Raw genomic sequence first — 19,714 nt, forward strand, 5'->3', positions numbered from 1 at the left:
TGTAACGACGCCTTGGCCCGGGTCCGCGCCCCGGGCCGTCCAATCCCGCCAGGTCTTGGCTTTGCCGTGCCCTAACCCGAACTTTCCTGTACCGAAACCGAACCATCACGCACACAGAGGGGTACCGATCAATGAGCGAAAAGCTCTGGGGTGGAAGATTCTCCACCGATATCACCGACGATGTACTTCGCTACACAGAGACAGCATCGGTAGACAGCAGAATGCTCGAACACGACCTGTGGCAGAACATCGCTCATGTTCTGATGCTCGGTCGCGCGGGAATCAACACCGAACCCGACACCAAAGCGCTTCTCGCTGGGCTGCTCGACATGGAGAGCAGCCGAGCCGACGGTGGATTGCAGCTCGACGTCCGACAAGAAGATGTGCACCTCAACACCGAATTCATGCTCATCGAACGGATCGGACCCGTCGGCGGCCGCATGCACACCGCACGGTCCCGAAACGATCAGGTGCAGACCGACGCACGCATGGTCACCCGCGAGTGGCTGCTCGATGCCAGCGAAGAACTGCTCATGTTCGTGCAGGATCTGCTCGGGTGCCCCGAGTCGGAACGAGAAGCAGTTCTACCCGGCTACACGCATTCGCAGGCAGCGCAACCGATTTCGGTAGCATTTTGGAAGGCTGCGCACGCACAGGCCTTGCTGCGTGATGCCTCCCGACTGATGGATGCCTGGAAGCGCATCAACATCAATCCGCTCGGCGCGTGTGCGCTCGCCGGAACTACATTCGCCCTGGACCGCGATTACACCTCCCGGCTTCTCGGGTTCGATGCACCGATGGTCAATGCGCTCGATGCGACGTCGACGAGGGACTGGACAGTCGAAGTAGCGGGCGCAGCTGCCAGCGGTGCTGTGAATCTATCTCGCATGCAGGAAGAGATCGTCACCTGGAGCTCGAACGAATACGCTCTCGCCGAAGTGCACGATTCGTTCGCGACCGGTAGCTCGATCATGCCGCAGAAGAAGAATCCGGTGGTTGCAGAACTGGCGCGAGGGAAGTCCGGTCGCGCGGTGGGTGCGCTGGTGCAACTGCTGGTGATGGAGAAGTCGGTCGGTCTCGGGTACAGCTGCGACCTGCAGGAGGACAAACCGGTTTACTGGGGCGCCCTCGATACGTACCTCGACACCATTCGCCTGTGCCGACGCCAGAACCTGCACACCGCGTTCGACGGTGCTCGCGGCAGAGCCCTGTGCTGGGACAACTTCTCGACCGCGACAGAGATCGCCAACATCTTGGTCTCTCGGTTCGACGTTCCTTTCCGCACAGCCCACCGCATCACCGGTGACCTCGTCAACGCCGCCCTCGCAGCCGGTCACACCCTGCGCAACGTCGCGTTCACCACCACTTTCCTCCGCGAGGAACACGACATCGACATCAGTGAGGTCGACATGAAGCAGATATGCGATCCGCTCCACACACTGCGCAGCTACATCTCTGCCGGATCCACCGGACCGACGCGGGTCTCCGAACAGCAGGAGCAAGGCCTGGCCGACGTGACCGACAGACTCGCCGAAATCCGGCAAGCCAGAACCCGCCTCTGGGAGGCGAAGGCGGAATGCCTACGAGCAGCGCGATCCGTCGTCGGCGGCGTGAGCGTGCCCGAACTCGCGATGGAGGTCGGGGTATGAGCATCGTCCTGGCATATTCCGGCGGATTGGACACATCCGTTGCCGTGCACTGGCTCAAAGAGCGCTATCAGACCGAGGTCATCGCGTACTGCGCGAACCTCGGCCAAATCGAGGACCTCGAGGCCGTCTCGAAGCGCGCAACCGCGGCCGGCGCGTCGGAAGTTATCGTCGAAGACGTCCGAGACCTGTTCCTCCACGACTATGCAATCCCGGCTCTCGCCGCCGGCGCTGCATACGAGGGAAAATATCTTCTGGCTGCACCGTTGTCTCGACCGTTGATCGCCGAGCGGCTGGTCAGCATCGCTCGCGAACGCGGTGCATCCGCAGTCGCTCACGGTGCCACGGGCAAGGGAAACGATCAGGTCCGGTTCTACACCTCCGTGCGGGCGTTGGCTCCCGAGCTCGACATCCTCGCACCTGTCATCGATTGGGAAATGACCTCCCGCGGTAGCGAAATTGCCTACGCCGATCGTCACGGTATCGATGTGGGTGTCAGCAAGACGACGCCGTACAGCATCGACACCAATATCTGGGGCACCAGCATCGAGTGCGGGGATCTCGACCTCATCGACCACGCTCCACCGCCCGATGCATGGCAGATCACGACCGCGCCGGTGCAGGCACCGGATCGTCCAACAACGATCACGATCGAGTTCGAAGCAGGCATCCCCGTCGCTCTCGACGGCCGCAAGCTCGACCTGATCGACCTGGTCAGCGAACTCGGGGACACAGCGGCCGCGAACGGTATCGGGCGTACCGAAATTCTCGAGAGCCGCATCGTCGGATTCAAGAGCCGCGGAATCTACGAAGCACCCGCTGCAACAGTTCTTCTCGCTGCACGAACCGATCTCGAAGCACTCGTACTGGACCGAGAGACGCTCCACCACAAGCGGTCCATCGCCGACCAGTACGCAGAGTTGGTCTACTACGGCTACTGGTTCACCGATCTGCGTGCAGCACTCGATGCTTACTGCGCCCGTCTGGCTCACCGCGTGACGGGCACAGTGACCGTCGAGCTGTACAAGGGCTCCGCTCGATGCATCGGCCGGACGTCCCCGAAATACGGCCGATACAGCTCGGCTCTGGCCGATTACGAAGAGGCAGACACCTTTCTACACGAAGCAGGTGCCGGATTCGCGTACTGCTGGGCTCTCCCACTCACCGAAGGAGTTGTCACTCGATGAAAGACACCCGCTCTGTTCTGCTCATCTCCGACGGATCACGGTGGGGCGAACTCGCCCACGACTTTCTCCGCCGCAGATTCGCCGACGTCGACTGGTTTGCCTGGGACTACGGCGATCCAGTAACTCGATCGTTCGATCAGTGGCACGGGTGCGACCTGCTTCTGTCCTTCAAATCGGACTTCATCCTGTCCGAGGCCACACTCGATCGAGTGCGGGAACTGGCCGTGAACTTCCACCCGGCGACCCCGAACTACCGAGGGATCGGCGGATATCGCTACGCGATCGACGACAACCAGACGCAATTCGGGGCCACCTGCCACATCATCACCCCGAAGGTAGATGGCGGTCCGATCATCGCAGTCGACCGATTCGACATCGTCCCAGGCGAATCCGAGACGAGCTTGAGCGAACGCACCGCCGCCGCCGCACTGGCTCAATTCCATCGAATCGTCACCACAATATGCAACGGCACCGCTATCAGCGCCGATCACAGCGAACAATGGGGACAACGTCTCTACACACGCCGCGCCCTCGACGCAGACCGCCGAAAGCGTGGGGAGCTGGTCGAAGCGTGAGAACACTGCACTCACCCTCCGCCACCCACGAGCCCCACGATCGGCCCAGGTCGCCCGAAGCCCATGGCGGTACTGCAGTTCGCAACGGCCCCTTGGCGATCATCGAATTCGACGGTGAAGGACACAACACGTTCTCCACAGACAAGATGCGCGGCATCACCGAGTTGGTCTGGCAGCTAGGGGACACCCCGGATGTCGAGGGGCTGGTTCTGTACGGGGGAGACGGTCGATCCTTCGGTGTCGGCGGTGACTTCAACGAAGTCAAGGACTTCACGGGAGGCTCCGAGGTCAACCGATGGATCGACGCCTGCGTGGACATGTATCGAGCAGTTCTGTCGATCTCGAAACCGACCGTGGCAGTCATCGACAAATACTGCATCGGCATCGGTCTTCAGTTGGCACTGTGCGCCGACTGGCGCATCGGAACGTCGACGTCGGACCTCCGTATGCCCGAGCTCAAGTTGGGTATCTCCTGCATACTCGGAGCTCCGCTCCTGCAACGCCGAGTAGGGCCTGCCGTGGCGAATCGAATGATCATCGGGTGCGATCGATGGCTCGGTACCACCGCACTCTCCGACGGCCTCCTCGATGAACTCGTTGCAGCCCATAGTGACCCGCTCGCTGCAGGATGCACCCGAGCACAGGCACTGGCCGAGTACCAATCGGTGCCGTTTGCCCGCACCAAGGCGTTCGTCAACCACGATCTGCTGCTCGACATGGAACGAGCCCGTATTGCAGCAATAGCCGGCCACCGAGCGGGGTTCGCTGCAGGCGATGCGGCCCAACAGAAGATGCGCACAATTGTCGGAGACAACCCATGACCCCAACCGATCATGGGTGGGTCGTCTTTTCGCACAGCGGCCGCATCCGCCGTGTTGGCGGACATACCGGCCCCGTTCTGAACCGCAACGACGGAACAGTCATGATCACGACGCCGCTGCACGGCGAATGCCGAGTCTTTCTCTCCCGCACCGATGATGCACGGACATGGGCGGTGGGAGCGCAATTCGCGGCGACCGCCGCGAGTGTCGGTCACCGCGCAGGAACCACCACGGCACTTCGCCCCGGGACGACTCTGGTCTGCTCCGCCGACGGAGAGTTGTCGGTGCACCGCGCTGTCCCCCGATCGTCGCCGTCGGGCGGTGTCCCAGGGTGTTCGCTCGAACAGGCCATGGGGTGGCTCGACCATGGATTACGCACTGCAGCAACGGAAATCGCATCGTCGGGTCGTCCCATTCGCTTACTGCTCTCCGGTGGTGTCGACTCCGGACTCCTCGCCTCCTACTTGTGGAGGGCCGGTGCCGACGTCCGTGCACTGACCCTCCGCACACCCTGGGGTGACGAAATCGACGGTGCCTCTCGAACAGCGCGCCACGTCGGTCTGCCGCTCGACGTCATCGACGTCACCGCACAGGAATCGACAGCGGCGATCTACCCGTGCATGCAGCACACTCAATCCGATGATGCAGAAGTCATCACCGTGCATCTGCTGGTGACAGTGGCCTTCGAGTTGGCGCGAGCATGTGGTGCCGACCTCGTGACCGGACTCGGCAGCGATCTGCTCAACGCCGGAAGCGATTTCGGTATGGGCGCAGTCGCCGGCGATCTGAACGAACGTATCGACGACGCCAGCGCATCAGGAATGATGGTGACCGGCCAATTCACCCCAGGGCCGCGCATGTACCACCCGTACTGGAGTCCTGCTCTACTGCACCTTCAACAGAGTGTCCCCGCTCAGCTGAAGACCGTCGACGGCATCGAAAAGTACTACCTCCGCGAGCTCGCGGCCTACCAACTGCCCCGTGAGACTGCGTTCGGGAGAAAAGTCGCAATCCACCAAGGGGCGGGTTTGTCAGCAGGGTTGGACGGCGCGCTCGGAGAACAACTGGCTGCCGTCTGTGCCCAAATCCGGGCACAGACCCTCGATGAGGTCCCTCTGGGAAACCACGATGTTGCGGTCGGCGGTGAGCAGCGGTGACGGCCACCGATCCCGGAGATCTCGCGGCAGTGGCCACCCGGGATGGATTCGCTCTGGTCGGCGACGTCGACTTCGGCAGAAGCGACTTCGAGGTCTTCGTGCAGGGGCTCGGGACTCTCGCCACACATCGGTTCGGCACCGGAAGCGCAGGTCTGCTCGATCTCGACGCAAGCCCGCTACCGGACCGCGTCGTCACCGGGCGCAGTGCCCTGCCTCTGCACACCGACGGCACACTTGTCGGGACCTGTCCCAAATACATTGCGCTGTATTGCAATGCAGTCGATCAGCCCACAGGATCCGGACGCACAGAACTCTGTCTGCAATCGGATCTACTCGATGCAACACTCCCACCGGACCTGAGCACGGTGACCGACGTGGATTGGGAGTACTACGTCACCGACCAATCCCACTTTCCCGACGTCGCGCACCGCTGGCTGTCGATTCCACCTGCAGTGCGATCAGCAACGGGGACAACGCGGTTGAACGTGGCACTCCCGTTCACCGAGGAACGGACCACCCCCGCAGGATGGTCGGTCCGTCTGGCGGGCTCGACCGAAGAAGACAGCCGGGCCGTCTTCGCACGGCTCGACTCCTACCTGCGGGGCAGTACCAGCTTCTACTCGCACGACTGGGCCCCGGGTGATCTTCTCGTCCTCGACAACGAACAGGTTCTGCACGGGCGGACAACGATCGAACCGGGCAGCGTCAGACACTTGTTCCGAGGACAGATCAATGTCTGACGCGCGAGGGTTCCTCGCCGCACTGAACAGCATGCCCCAACAGGATCAGGACGCACTTCACCAGGGACGACGCCATACGACGTTCGGGGAGCTGTCGGCCGCGGCGATGGCATGGCGTGATGCACTGGCACCGGTGATCGACGAAGGCGACGTGGTCGTCGTCGATCATCACCCCGGGGCCGCAGACTTCGTTGCAGCACTACTGGGAACGATGGCCGCCGGCGGCGTGCACCTGGCGAGCCGGACGCGGCATCCAGCATGGGACCGACTGAGCGCACTGGGCCGCCGCTGGCACGCCATTACCGACCACGACATCGACCCCGACCTGCCCGAACTGGCCTCCGTGTTCGATGCAGCAACCCGAAAGCTCCGATACTGCAACCCAACGCGTCAATGCGACGTGACCGAGCACGACACCGTGCGAGGAAGAATCCTCGAAACATCCGGATCGAGTGGTGAGCCGAAATGGGTGTACTGGACCGAGGAATCGCTGTTCGCCGACCGCACCGACTGGTGCCAGCAGCTCGGTCTGACAGCCGACGATGTGATCATCAACATCCACCCCCTCGATTTCGCGCACGGGATGGACGTTCACGTTCTCGCGGGCTTGCTCTCGGGAGCACCCACGGTGCACCTCGACGCCGGTCTCCCGGCCTCTGCCCACGCGAGAGCGATTTGCGACTGGAACGGTACCTATATGAGCGCCCTTCCCTCGCACTACGACGCGATCGCAGCGTCACCGGCGGCATCGGAGCGAATGGGTGAACACCTGACCACCGCACTGACGGGCGGGGCTCTCCTGACGCCGACCACTGCGCGACTGATCCACCAGCGGTGCGGGGTCCACCTACGCAGGCTCTACGGGGCCACCGAGTGCGGCATCATGTGCGCAGATCTGCGGCCACAGTTGCAGAGCGCGGCCGAACTGCGGCCCCTACCCGGGGTGGAGATGCGAGTGCGCCCCATCCACGGAATCGACGCAGATACCTATCGAGTGGGCGAGCCCGAATTCCGCCGAGCGCACCGAGCCGAAGGCTACTGGGGACACCCGGACCGTACACAGAGCGCATTCACGGACGGCTGGTATCGAAGCGGGGACGCGGTGATGGTCCACGACAACGGTGCCATCAACGTCCTGGGCCGCATCGATGACGTATGGACAAACAACCACGGTCAACTCTGTTCGGCAGGCGTCCTGGTCGACGAGATCACCGCACTCGACGAGGTCGACGAGGTCGTCGTCTTCGCCCCAACGGCCACAGGAGCAGACACACCGACGACAGTACTGTGCCGCCTGGCACCCACCGGGGCAGACCTCGGACGAATCCACCTTCGCGTCACCGAAGTGATGAACAGCTGCGGTCTCATCGGAAAGATCACTCTGATGTCCGACTGGCCGAAAACGTCTGTCGGCAAGCCCGACCGGCGCGCATTGCTGGCATGGTGCAGAGCGTCCTGAGTTCGACATCACACGGATCAGAAAGGGCAGACATGAGCGCCGCGTCCCCACAAGGGTTTCACTGCTGGACAACCCATTTAGGACTGGCAGACGAAGGTAAAGACGACTTCTCCATGGTCATCTCCGACAGGCCGTGCACCTCGTCGGTCGTTTTCACGAAGTCACTGTTCGCGGGCCCCTGCGTCACCTTGAGCAAGACCTCGATCGAGCAGACCAGTCCGCGCGGGGTCCTCGTGTTGGCGAAGAACGCCAACGTCGCGACCGGCGCGGAAGGGCTCCGCAACGCCAGCGAGATACGCGCATCCGTCGCACGAACCGTAGGAATCGAACCCGATGCCCTGATAATGGCCTCCACCGGAGTCATCGGAGTGCAATATCCGATGGACACCATCCGCGCCGGACTCGACGGGCTCGGCCAGGGAACACCACTCGACGCGCACGCGGTGGCCCGAGCGATCATGACCACCGACACCCGCGCCAAGGTCTCCGAACGAGCCGTCGGCACCAGCACCATCGTTGGAATCGCGAAGGGCGTCGGGATGATAGAACCGGACATGGCGACCATGCTGTCGTTTGTCTTCACCGACGCCGACGTCCCCCAGGACACGCTCAACCGAATCTTTCGTGACGTTGTCGACCGCACCTACAACTCGGTCTCGATCGACACCGACACCTCCACCAGCGACACAGCGGCGGTCTTCGCCAATGGTGCCGCCGGCCCGGTACCCGATACCGAGTTCGAGCAGGCTCTCGAGGAAGTGTGCACGGATCTGGTGAAAATGATTGCCAGCGACGGCGAAGGTGCGACCAAGCTGATCGTCACTACGGTCTCGGGTGCATCGAGCGAGCGCCAAGCGCGCGTGGTCGGGAAGTCGATCATCAACTCTCCCTTGGTCAAGACGATGATCCACGGTGAAGACCCCAACTGGGGTCGAGTTCTCATGGCTATCGGAAAATGTAGCAACGAGGTGGACATAGAACCCGACAGAATCCGAGTCGCATTCGCGGACATCGATGTGTATCCGAGCTCGTCACTCGACCAGCACGACACCGTCGAGGTGGTTCGTGAACACCTTGCAACTGCCACCGTCGAGATCAACGTAGACCTCGGAATCGGCACCGACACCTGGAGAGTGTTCGGTTGCGACCTCACCGATGAATACATTCGAATAAACGCGGACTACACCACATAGAGATCACTCCAATCACTTCACCAACAGGCCGCAGTAACGTGGAGTGGGCATCCGGCCTCGACGCCTCGACCTGTCGAAGCCGTTACAGCACGTCGCCTGTGGCCGTTGATGTTGCCGGTTCTGCCGGACTCTGGACATGAGCAAATTAAAGACCGAACACGATTCGCGCCGGGGGGCGAAAATGGCTGCAACCGATAGAGAACCTTCAAAAAGGTTCCGAGACAATGCCCATAACGACCGCAATGCCACAACTCTGATCAAAACTTCCGACCACGCATCTAGCGAAGAGCGTAGTCACGAGCTGTACACCGTGTACGGAACCGCGTGTCACGCGCCTGAACGACAGTGTATGACACGACTCACTGCGCGAATAGTCGATGGGGACAGCTTAGCGTCGATTCGGTGCGGACCAGGAGAAATTACTCGTCGACAGGTTGATCTCGAAGCCGATCCACGATTCTCCGTGAGGATTCAATACGTCTTATCGGGCGAAGTAATTCTGTCGCAGAACGGCGTCCAAATATCGCTGAAGAGTGGAGGCATTGGCCTATACTATAGCGATTACAGTTATACAATGACTGTAACCCGTGCCAGCTGTTTAGCGGTAGTCACGTTACGGCAGAGGGTGGGCTCAAGAGAAGACTTCGACGCCGCCTCGGGTCGAGGTCTTCGCGTTGTGCCAAACGCTGAAGGTACGGGGAAAATACTCTCAGATACTTTACATTCTACTTCGAGAGAAATTGGAATGCTGAACACGTTCACGGCTCATAATGTCATCTCAGCCGTTCGATTACTGGCGTGGGAAGGAATGCACCCGCCCCATGGCCACGCACCGCCTGACCAGCAATCCGGCCTCGTAGCGACGGCGCGCTTGATGATCGAGAAGAATCTTTCTGATCCCACGCTCAATCCCGACCTACTCGCGCGCAAACTACATGTATCGGTTCGTCAGCTGCATCGCGCTTTCGAGCGAGAGGAGCGAACTCTGTCCGCTTATATAGCATATGAGCGCATTGAAAGGTGCGCTGCCGATTTGATCGACCCAAGCTTACAACAGATACCGATAGGCGACATCAGTGCGCGGTGGGGGCTTAGTGACCAGTCGAGACTTTCTCGGCTATTTCGCGAGTTGAAGGGTTGCTCGCCTTCGGAATTCAGAAGGTTTTACGCGGAACCCAGCTAATTCGAGAACACATCCACCGATCAATTCCGAGTGGTCAAGACCGGAACGAAGGTTCTCGTACCGGCGCGCCGCGTCGACGTGATCGAACTCGCTGGGCAACAAGTACACGACCGGGTGACGGATTCATCAAGACAAAATTCTTGACCTTGCTCGAGGTAGTGACGGTCCGGCTATCCGTCCACGGTAGCTACCACGCAACTCCGTCACGTCCGCGCGCACTCGCGCCGATCGGGGCATCGCCTTCACGGCATAAGACGATTGATCTGCGGGTTCTCGCGGTAGACGTGGCTGTAGTCGTTGTCGACTTTGGAGGGCCCGACTCCGAGGACTTGATCGTTGGCCGGTTGCGGCTTCCATGGTCTCCTCACGGCCGGCGCAGATGGGTGCCTACCTGCACTGGACCCCGTAGGGGACTTCGACCCCACTTGTCGCACGGTGCCAAAGTTTTGTCGCTTCGCGACGAAGAGCTGTGGAGGTATTTCCGCAATTAATTTCGATAAGTAGCGTCGAAGACATCATCAAGTCGCCGACCTTGCAGGTCGCAATGGTTCATTCGACATGTCGACTTGAGATACAGAAATGATGGGGAGAACCGAAGAAGGAGACTGTGATGATCTCGGCAGATCAATATGCGCGCGATAGCTATGAACGTGAGTTGAAAGCTCACTGGGACGCTAAAACAACCGATGACATCAATCTCCTACTGGGCGCTGATGATGATCTTTACCACCATCACTACGCGATTGGCGATTTCGACCGCTCTATTCTGGATTCCGTAGGTGAGGAGCGAGAGAACGCGATTTTGCGAGAGTTGCATCGAATGGAGAATGATCAAGTCGGACTGATCCTCGACGCCCTCGGTCCTTTGCCGCCCAACTCTCGCGGCATGGATGCCGGGTCAGGTCGCGGGGGAACATCTTTTCGTCTCGCTGGAGCGACGGAGAGCCGAATCGACGGCGTCAATTTTTGCGAACATCACGTCGCGTTCGCCGAGCAGATCGCACGCAAACGCGGTTGGGATAGCCGCGTTCAATTCCACCTCGGGAACATGCTGCAGGCACCATTTCCTGATCACACTTTCGATTTCGTGGTCTCAAACGAGACGACGATGTACGCCGACGCGTACGAAGCAATGGCCGAGTTCTCCCGCCTACTGCGACGGGGCGGTCGCTACGTAATGACCACCTGGTGCCGCAACGACGCAGTCGACCCACGCTCGGACGCGACAAGGCAGATCGATGAACATTACGTATGCCGAATGCACCGCCGAAGCACTTACTTCAAGGCCTTCGCGGCAAACGGCCTGATTCCGTACCGCGTGGCTCAGTACACACACGAAGCTATGCCGTACTGGGAGCTACGCAACAACAGCAAACTCCGCACCGGCGTTGAGGATGCGTTCCTCAGCGGCTACAGCGACGGTTCACTGAACTACCTAGTGATTGCGGCCGAACGCATCTGAGACATCCACCCGGAAACCACAAACTTGAAGGAGCCTGAAATGCCGAACCTCGACGTGGCAGTCCTCGGCCAGCATGACGTACAGCAGCGCCGCTACTGGGATGCCAAAAAATCCGACGATATCAACCTGCTGCTGGGCACTGAAGACGGCTTGTACCACCACCACTACGGAATCGGTGACTACGATCACTCTGTACTCGCTGCACCTGCGGAGCTGCGGGAGTCACTGATCCTGCGCGAACTTCACCGGATGGAGTCGCTGGAAATCAACCTTATCGTCGATGCATTAGGGGAGGTCTCACCGAGCTCTCGTGTCATGGACGCGGGATCGGGGCGAGGCGGAACGACCTTCACAATCGCTGATCGATTCGGCTGCCGGGTAGACGGGGTGAACTACTGCGCTCACCATGTCGAGTTCGCAGAGAAGTTGGCCCGTGAACGCGGGAGCTCGGACCGTGTGCAATTCCACTTCGCAAACATGGTTCAGGCCCCCTTCGAGGACAACACCTTCGATTACATCGTCTCCAACGAAACCACGATGTGTGTCGACCTAGGGGAGGCGTTCACCGAGTTCGCCCGGTTGCTGCGCCCCGGCGGCCGCTATGTCGCAGTCACCTGGTGCCGCAACGACGTAGTTGCTGAGCGTTCCGAGGCATCACGGTTGATCGACGAAGAATATCAGTGCGCTATGCACACCCGCAGTACTTATTTCCAAACTCTGGCAGCAAATGGTCTGGTGCCGTATCACGTTCAGCGATACACCGACGAAGCCATCCCGTACTGGGACCTGCGCAACCAGGCAGCGTTGCGCACAGGTGTCGAGGAACCATTCCTCCAGGGCTTCCGCGAACGCAGCATCGACTACTTGGTTATCGCGTGCGAGCGTCTGTAGCGGTGGCCTGAGATATCCGAGTTATCCACGCGCCAGCGATCCTCGGCATCGGCGCGCCACTTCGTCCTTCTACAAACAATCGAAGGGATTCCGGTATGGCCGGAACGGCTGATTTACCTTTAGAAATGCGACGCAACGGCCTGAACCCGACCGAAGAGCTCGCCCAGGTCCGTGACCGCGACGGTGTTATCCCAGTAGGAGAACTCTACGGGGCCCCGGCTTTTCTCGTCTGCCGTTACGAAGACGTCCGGCGAATCTTCGCAGACTCAAACCGGTTCAGCAACGCCCACACGCCAATGTTCGCAATACCCAGCGGCGGCGATGTGATTGAAGATGAACTAGCCGCCATGCGCGCCGGTAACCTCATCGGACTCGATCCCCCCGACCACACCCGCTTGCGTCATATCCTTGCTGCGGAGTTCTCAGTGCACCGGCTCAGTCGCCTGCAGCCGCGCATCGCAGAGATAGTGGACAGTGCATTGGATGGTCTCGAGCAAGCCGGGCAACCCGCCGACCTTATGGACCGTTACGCGCTACCAGTCTCTTTGCTCGTACTGTGTGAGCTGTTGGGAGTGCCCTATGCCGATCGCGACGAATTGCGAGATCGAACAGCACGCCTCCTGGATCTGTCGGCATCTGCAGAACAACGAGCGGTTGCCCAGCGAGAAGACCGTCGATACATGGCCACCCTGGTTACCCGTGCGCAGGAACAACCCGGTGACGACTTGTTGGGAATTCTGGCGCGCAAGATTGGCGACAACCTCAGCACCGACGAACTTATCAGCATCATCAGTCTGATCATGCTCGGTGGACACGAGACCACAGCAAGCATGATCGGCCTCAGTGTACTGGCCCTTTTGCATCACCCGGAACAAGCCGCCATGATGATCGAGGACCCGAACTGCGTCAATTCCGGAATTGAGGAATTATTGCGGTGGTTGTCGGTCGCCCATTCGCAGCCACCGCGCATGGCAGTAACCGAGGTGCAAATCGCCGGGGTGACCATTCCGGCAGGATCTTTCGTCATCCCGTCCCTATTGGCCGCTAATCGCGACAGCAATCTGACGGACAGACCCGACGACCTCGATATCACCAGGGGAGTAGCCGGTCACCTCGCCTTCGGGCATGGCGTCCATTTCTGTCTTGGGCATTCACTCGCTCGGATGACCCTGCGCACGGCCGTGCCGGCGGTACTGAGGCGCTTTCCCGACCTAGCCCTCTCACCCTCGCACGACGTTCGGCTCCGCTCCGCCAGCATTGTTCTCGGCCTCGAAGAACTACAGCTGACGTGGTGAGAAGCGAGCGGTCATGAAAGTCGTCGTGAACGAGCGGAGGTGTTTCGGCTCCGGTCAGTGCGTGCTCGTCGCGCCCGAGGTCTTCGAGCAGAGTAACGACGGCACAGTCACATTGCTCGTGGACAAACCTTCCCCAGACAACCATTCGCTGGTACGCGCGGCTGCACGTTCCTGCCCAGCTACTGCTATCCGCTTCGAAGAGAATGCGATGCGACAAGAGCCAACCGAATTCAGCTATGACGATCTGCCTGCTCTGATCTCCCGTATGCGGGGAGACGAAAGGCACTCGTTCTCATCCTCATCGACGATGGACGTGCTGTGGGTACTCTACGACGAAATCCTCAACGTATCCCCCGAGAGCCCCGACGACGACGACAGGGACCGCTTCTTGCTGTCCAAAGGTCACGGCCCGATGGCCTACTACGCGGTACTTGCGGCCAAAGGGTTCCTCCGACCAGAGCTCCTCGATACCTGGGCGACAAAGAACTCACCACTCGGCTTCGCGCCGGATCGAACCAAAATCTCGGGTGTAGAAATGTCGGGTGGCTCGCTCGGCCATGGCTTGCCGCTCGCAGTGGGCGTCGCGATGGGACTCCGTATACAAAATCGTCACGCACCGAGAGTCTTCGTGCTCATCGGCGATGGAGAGTTCGATGAGGGCAGCAACCACGAGGCGATGGCTTTTGCAGGACGCGCGCGCTTGAACCAACTGACGGTCATCGTCCTGGACAACGGCACGGCAAGTATGGGTTGGCCGCATGGAATCGATAAACGGTTCGACGGTGAGGGTTGGGACACAATCAACATCAACGGTGCTGACCATGAGGAGATCGCTGCGGCACTGAATCGAGATCACAACGACAGACCGCTCGCGGTGGTCGCCACCGTGACTCGGCAATCGGCCCGTTCGTCCATTCAGCAGAGATGAATCGCCATGAATTCCGCAGACACGCAAGAACCAAAGTCCTTCAACCACACTGACATGTGGACCGCATTCGGAACGACCATGTCTGGTGCATTGGAAACAGACCCCCGCGCCGTAGTTGTGCTGGCCGACATCGGAGCCCACCTCTTCAAAGCGGCCGCGATCGCAGATCCCAACCGCGTGATCAACGTAGGGATCAGGGAACAGCTGATGATGGGGGTAGCCGGCGGGCTCGCCATGTGTGGCATGCGACCCGTGGTACACACAGTCGCCGCCTTTCTCGTCGAGCGGCCTCTTGAACAAATAAAGCTGAACTTCGCCCAGCAAGATGTCGGCGCAGTCCTGGTCAGTTGGGGAGCCTCCTACGACTTGTCGGAGTTCGCCTTCTCCCATTTCACCCCGGGCGATATCACCGTCATCGATTCGATGCCCAACTGGACAGTTCACGTGCCAGGCCATCCACAGGAGGCCGCCGATCTTCTCCTCGAATCGCTACCAGGCGATGGACGGGTCTACCTACGGCTGTCGAGTCAGGTCAACCGTTACCCCCATGCGGTCCGAGGGACATCGTTCACACCTATCAAGTACGGCACCCGCGGAGTCGTCCTCGCAGTCGGGCCCTGTTTAGATGCGGTGCTGTCGGCAACCTCCATGCTCGACGTAACCATCCTCTACGCGGCGACGATTCGCCCCTTCGACGCCACGGGCCTGTGTGCCGCGGTGCAAGCCGTGAACCGTCCGAACGTCGTGTTGGTCGAGCCCTATCTGGCAGGCACCTCGGCGCACCAAGTCTCGTCCAGTCTCGTCAGCCATCCCCATCGGCTGCTCTCCCTGGGCGTTCGACGTGAGATGGAAGATCGCCACTACGGAACCCCCGACGACCACGACCACATTCACGGACTTGACGCCCGTTCCCTGAGTAATTCGATCAATTCCTTCCTCGGCTGAGCACGACCCGCGAGAGAAAGGAATCGGGATGAAGGAATCAACCATGGCACAGACGCAAGCAAGGTTTGATCGGGTGCGATGGGAACCCGGCGTATACGCAATCGTCGGTGCCACCGGAATTGGAAAGAGCGCCGAAGCGAGCAAGTTGGCATTGAGTCACTCGGCTCCGATTGTTGTTGCCGACCGTATCCAGTGTTACTCCGATCTCCTGGTCACCAGTGGTCGAGCGTTCGACGCGAAAGTGGAAGGGCTCAACCGCGTTTGGCTCGACAACCGGACCATACATCAGGGCAACTTCGATCCGGACGAGGCCTTTGACCGGCTGATAAAAGTACTGACCTCGTACGTTGATCGCGGCGAAGCGGTGGTAATGGAGGGCGGTTCGATATCGCTCATTCTTCGATTCGCGCAAACGATATCCAACCTACCGTTCCCAGCTGTCGTGAATGTTATGCCTATTCCTGATAGGCAACACTACTTTGCCCAGCAGTGCGCAAGGGCACGACAAATGTTACGGGGAGATTCAACGGGCAGGAATTTACTCACCGAACTGGCGGAAGCGTGGGTTCTAGGCGATCAGCACAACTTCATAGCCTCGGTTGCGGGTCTGGACTGTGTACTCGACTGGTGCGCCACGCATTCCGTAACACCAGAGGAGTTGGCCAACCGAGACCTCACCACGGAGGTGCTCGACGAACTGGCGGCATCAATGGGTGGCCGGTATGTCGAGCACGGCGTCCTTCAGCAGGAAATATTTTTAAGAACCTTCGGTGCCCCAGGTGTGACCGCCAGATGAGCGGGATCTGGCACACCGACGACGTGCACCTGACATCCGCCGGGGCTGATTTCGGAAACTGCATCCATGCGAAACCGTCCGTCGTTGTCGTGCCACGGACCGTGGCCGACGTGCAGGAAGCCCTGCGCTACACCGCGGCGCGGAACCTATCGCTCGCGGTGCGCGGATCCGGACACTCGACTTACGGGCAATGCCAGGCAGATGGCGGAGTCGTGCTGGACATGAAAAGGTTCAACACCGTCCACGACGTTCGATCGGGGCAGGCCACGATCGATGCGGGTGTGCGATGGAGCGACGTGGTCGCTGCCACGCTCAGCCGCCAGCAAACCCCTCCGGTACTCACCGACTATCTCGGGACCACCGTCGGCGGAACGCTTTCGGTCGGCGGCTTCGGGGGATCGAGTCACGGCTTTGGCTTGCAAACCGACAACGTGGACTCTCTTGCTGTAGTTACCGGATCGGGAGATTTTCGGGAATGCTCCGCCGTATCGAACAGTGAACTTTTCGACGCCGTGCGCGGCGGCCTCGGTCAATTCGGCGTAATCGTCAACGCGACAATCCGTCTGACCGCTGCTCACGAGTCGGTTCGACAGTACAAATTGCAGTATTCCAACCTCGGCGTATTCCTTGGCGACCAACTCCGCGCCATGTCCAACAGACTATTCGACCATGTACAAGGACGAATTCGTGTCGATGCCGACGGCCACTTACGTTATCGACTGGACCTAGCCAAGTACTTCACCCCACCACGAAGGCCAGACGACGATGCGCTGTTGTCATCGCTCCAATACGATTCGTGCGCCGAATACAACTCGGACGTAGATTATGGTGACTTTATCAACCGTATGGCGGATCAGGAGCTTGATCTTCGGCACACAGGTGAGTGGTTCTATCCACATCCATGGGCCAGCCTGCTGATCCCGGCAGACAAGATCGAGCAGTTCATCGAAACTACCAGCTCCTCATTGACGGATGACCTAGGAAACTCCGGGCTGATCATGGTTTACCCGATTCCAACAACACCGATCACCGCACCGTTCATTCCGATTCCTCACTGCGACACATTCTTCATGTTGGCCGTACTTCGAACAGCATCCCCAGGGGCCGAAGCCCGAATGATTGCCAGCAACCGCCTGCTCTATGAACAGGCTCGGGATGTAGGCGGGGTGGCCTACGCAGTCAATGCTGTCCCCATGTCACCGGGAGATTGGTGTACGCACTTCGGTTCGCGATGGCAGGCCATCGCACGGGCTAAGCGTCGCTTCGACCCATACAGGATCCTCGCCCCTGGATACAGAATGTCATTCGACTGATGAACCTTCGACCAATGCCCGCGACTACGGTCTCGGCACAGGCCCGCCCGACCCCCAAGAGCGTCACGGTCTTCTGCGGAGCTATGCCAGGGCGCGGGACCAAATATGGACAGCTCGCAGAGGGGATGGGGCGTGCGATTGCTAGATCGAAGCTGCGCCTCGTTTATGGTGGCGCCCGAGTCGGCCTCATGGGCACCCTCGCGAACGCGGCCTTGGACTCCGGCGGAACCGTCGTTGGCGTGATCCCTGAGAGCTTCACTGCGATACCCGAGGCTGCGCATCATGGACTGACAGAACTACACGTCGTCCATGACATGCACCAACGCAAAGCTCTCATGGCCGAACTCGGTGACGCATTCATTGCCCTCCCCGGCGGTGTCGGAACCGCAGAAGAGTTCTTCGAGGTCCTTACGTGGTCACACCTGGGGCTTCACAATAAACCCTGTGTACTGCTGAACGACAACGAGTATTACCGCCCCTTGCTCTCCTACATCGAGCACGCTGCCGTCGAAGGATTTATCACCCCCGCAACCCGGTCTCGCGTAATCGTCTGCAAAGACATCGAGGGGGCTATCGCGGCCATTCGCTCACCCTAATTAGTGGGACTTCTGCCTGGCCGGTAGATCTGCTCCGTCCTCGGTGCATTCTATATCGCTCACGTTCCACCCAGTTCGTCCGTATACGAAATTTGGAGGCACGTCGATGTCTGTACGAAAATTTCACCTAGGCTGGTTTGTCGGTTTCTTTGCTAACGATTTCACCGGCGACTTCTCGCCGCCTGAAGAGCCATGGGATGGCCGATTCTATGTCGAGATGGCGAAGTCGCTAGAGCGCGCAGGATTCGACTACATGATGTTCGAGGACACGGTGTCGGTACCCGATGCATACGGGCGATCCTTCGATGCGTACCTGAAACACGCCCTGTGGGTGCCGAAACACGACCCAGTGCCGTTGGCGTCGGTGATCGCGGCCGCGACCGACCGCATAGGCGTAATCGCTACGATGTCGACGGCCTTCTATCCCCCATACATGCTGGCACGCACTGTCTCTACGGTCGACCACATCGCTGGTGGGCGCTTTGGATGGAACATCGTCACCACCGGTCAAGATCAGGCCGCGCGCAACTTCGGCATGGATCGTCTGCTGCCGCACGACAAGCGCTACGAGGTAGCACATGAGTACGTCGACCTTGTCCGAGATCTATGGAATTCCTGGGATCGAGACAACATCGTCCGTGACCGCGAGTCAGGGACTTATGTTGCGCCCGGCACTGTTCGGGCAGTGAACCACACTGGGGAGCATTTCCGTTCGGCGGGTCCGCTCAACACGGTGCACCCACCCAATGGGCAACCAGTTTTCGTCCAAGCTGGCGGATCCCCCAAGGGCCGCGACTTCGCCGCGAAGTACGCCGACTCGATTGTTGCCAACGTCAACACCGTGGAGACGATGCGGGAGTTTCGTGACGATGTCCGTAACCGGGCGCAGGCACACGGTCGAGACCCTGACGACATCAAGGTTCTCTTCATCGCGATGCCAGTACTCGGTGCCACTATGGATGAGGCTCAGGCCGCGAATAAACGGAGAATGACCAGCGACCGGGCCATCGAAAACATTCTTTTGCAACTGTCTTTCGTCACCGACATCGACTTCTCTCAGTTTCCGCTCGACGAAGTACCTCCGCAAGACTTGACAACCAATGGCGAGCAGTCATCACTGGAGAGCTTCCTGCAGCACGGTAGCGGTAAAACTCTGCGCGAGCTGACCATTGATTACCTCGCTCCGTCTATCGAACTGGTGGGGACGCCTGATCACGTAGCGGAGCGCATGGGGGAGATCGTCGACGAGGTAGGCGGTGACGGATTCTTGATTTATACCGGGTCGAACTCGCTCACCCGCCGATTCATCGCTGAGATTACCGACGGCCTCGTGCCAGCTTTACAACGAATTGGGCGAACGCGGGTGGGATATTCGTCGGTGTATCTACGTGACAACCTTCGTGAGTTCTAGTTTTGGTGCTCGTTCGCGCCATCTCCCGAGGCCATCCCATGATCAGAAACGCTCCTGGTGGTGCCGGGCTCGTGATCATCGAGCTGCACGTCCCCTATCGAACAGCAATTTAAGTG

Annotated in this window: 18 protein-coding genes; all 18 read left to right on the forward strand. The window is 59.8% G+C overall.

From position 1 onward, the window contains the following. The first annotated feature begins 131 nt into the window (after positions 1-131). The 18 genes from argH to CH271_RS09185 all read left to right on the forward strand — a co-directional run bounded on the left by argH (position 132) and on the right by CH271_RS09185 (position 19,598). Positions 132-1,649 carry an argininosuccinate lyase gene (gene argH, locus CH271_RS09100; protein WP_052047792.1) on the forward strand — a complete coding sequence of 506 codons (1,518 nt, stop codon included), beginning with the start codon at positions 132-134 and terminating at the stop codon, positions 1,647-1,649. Further along, entirely contained in the window at positions 1,646-2,833 is a 1,188-nt protein-coding gene (locus tag CH271_RS09105; protein ID WP_015586121.1) for an argininosuccinate synthase, read from the forward strand. The genes argH and CH271_RS09105 overlap by 4 nt, the downstream gene beginning before the upstream one ends. Further along, positions 2,830-3,408, forward strand: coding sequence for a formyltransferase family protein (locus CH271_RS09110; RefSeq protein ID WP_032364999.1), 579 nt, complete (start codon positions 2,830-2,832; stop codon positions 3,406-3,408). The genes CH271_RS09105 and CH271_RS09110 overlap by 4 nt, the downstream gene beginning before the upstream one ends. After that, on the forward strand, positions 3,405-4,229 hold the full coding sequence (locus tag CH271_RS09115; RefSeq protein WP_052047791.1) for an enoyl-CoA hydratase/isomerase family protein: 825 nt from the start codon (positions 3,405-3,407) through the stop codon (positions 4,227-4,229). Before CH271_RS09110 ends, CH271_RS09115 begins: the two co-directional genes overlap by 4 nt. A 101-nt stretch (positions 4,230-4,330) precedes the next feature. Then, the gene (locus tag CH271_RS09120) at positions 4,331-5,386 is read left to right on the forward strand and encodes an asparagine synthase C-terminal domain-containing protein (RefSeq protein WP_033188359.1); all 1,056 of its coding nucleotides are present in this window, start codon (positions 4,331-4,333) and stop codon (positions 5,384-5,386) included. Then, positions 5,383-6,126, forward strand: a complete 744-nt coding sequence (locus tag CH271_RS09125; RefSeq protein ID WP_015586125.1) for a TauD/TfdA family dioxygenase — start codon at positions 5,383-5,385, stop codon at positions 6,124-6,126. The genes CH271_RS09120 and CH271_RS09125 overlap by 4 nt, the downstream gene beginning before the upstream one ends. Beyond that, on the forward strand, positions 6,119-7,585 hold the full coding sequence (locus CH271_RS09130) for a class I adenylate-forming enzyme family protein (protein WP_032365002.1): 1,467 nt from the start codon (positions 6,119-6,121) through the stop codon (positions 7,583-7,585). Before CH271_RS09125 ends, CH271_RS09130 begins: the two co-directional genes overlap by 8 nt. Before the next feature lie 32 nt (positions 7,586-7,617). Beyond that, entirely contained in the window at positions 7,618-8,778 is a 1,161-nt protein-coding gene (gene argJ, locus CH271_RS09135; protein WP_032365003.1) for a bifunctional glutamate N-acetyltransferase/amino-acid acetyltransferase ArgJ, read from the forward strand. Positions 8,779-9,652: 874 nt separating this feature from the next. Further along, complete coding sequence (locus CH271_RS29565) at positions 9,653-9,961, forward strand: helix-turn-helix transcriptional regulator (RefSeq protein ID WP_368665489.1); 309 nt, start codon at positions 9,653-9,655, stop codon at positions 9,959-9,961. A gap of 610 nt (positions 9,962-10,571) precedes the next feature. Then, complete coding sequence (locus CH271_RS09145) at positions 10,572-11,423, forward strand: SAM-dependent methyltransferase (protein WP_015586129.1); 852 nt, start codon at positions 10,572-10,574, stop codon at positions 11,421-11,423. 39 nt (positions 11,424-11,462) lie between these two features. Next, the gene (locus tag CH271_RS09150; RefSeq protein WP_032365004.1) at positions 11,463-12,314 is read left to right on the forward strand and encodes an SAM-dependent methyltransferase; all 852 of its coding nucleotides are present in this window, start codon (positions 11,463-11,465) and stop codon (positions 12,312-12,314) included. A gap of 95 nt (positions 12,315-12,409) precedes the next feature. After that, entirely contained in the window at positions 12,410-13,609 is a 1,200-nt protein-coding gene (locus CH271_RS09155; RefSeq protein ID WP_015586131.1) for a cytochrome P450, read from the forward strand. Positions 13,610-13,622: 13 nt separating this feature from the next. Then, complete coding sequence (locus CH271_RS09160; RefSeq protein WP_080730063.1) at positions 13,623-14,537, forward strand: 4Fe-4S domain-containing protein; 915 nt, start codon at positions 13,623-13,625, stop codon at positions 14,535-14,537. 6 nt (positions 14,538-14,543) lie between these two features. Then, positions 14,544-15,482, forward strand: coding sequence for a transketolase family protein (locus CH271_RS09165; protein WP_015586133.1), 939 nt, complete (start codon positions 14,544-14,546; stop codon positions 15,480-15,482). 28 nt (positions 15,483-15,510) lie between these two features. Beyond that, positions 15,511-16,278: an adenylate dimethylallyltransferase Fas4 gene (gene fas4, locus CH271_RS09170; protein ID WP_015586134.1), complete on the forward strand. Its 768-nt coding sequence runs from the start codon at positions 15,511-15,513 to the stop codon at positions 16,276-16,278. Then, the gene (locus CH271_RS09175) at positions 16,275-17,591 is read left to right on the forward strand and encodes an FAD-binding protein (protein ID WP_032365005.1); all 1,317 of its coding nucleotides are present in this window, start codon (positions 16,275-16,277) and stop codon (positions 17,589-17,591) included. Before fas4 ends, CH271_RS09175 begins: the two co-directional genes overlap by 4 nt. Before the next feature lie 14 nt (positions 17,592-17,605). Continuing rightward, positions 17,606-18,187 (forward strand): TIGR00730 family Rossman fold protein, encoded by a 582-nt coding sequence (locus tag CH271_RS09180; protein WP_202902193.1) that lies wholly within the window; start codon positions 17,606-17,608, stop codon positions 18,185-18,187. 106 nt (positions 18,188-18,293) lie between these two features. Further along, entirely contained in the window at positions 18,294-19,598 is a 1,305-nt protein-coding gene (locus CH271_RS09185) for an NtaA/DmoA family FMN-dependent monooxygenase (protein ID WP_015586137.1), read from the forward strand. The last annotated feature ends 116 nt before the right edge of the window (positions 19,599-19,714 follow it).

Source organism: Rhodococcus sp. 05-340-2, from assembly GCF_002258915.1.
GTDB lineage: Bacteria > Actinomycetota > Actinomycetes > Mycobacteriales > Mycobacteriaceae > Rhodococcoides.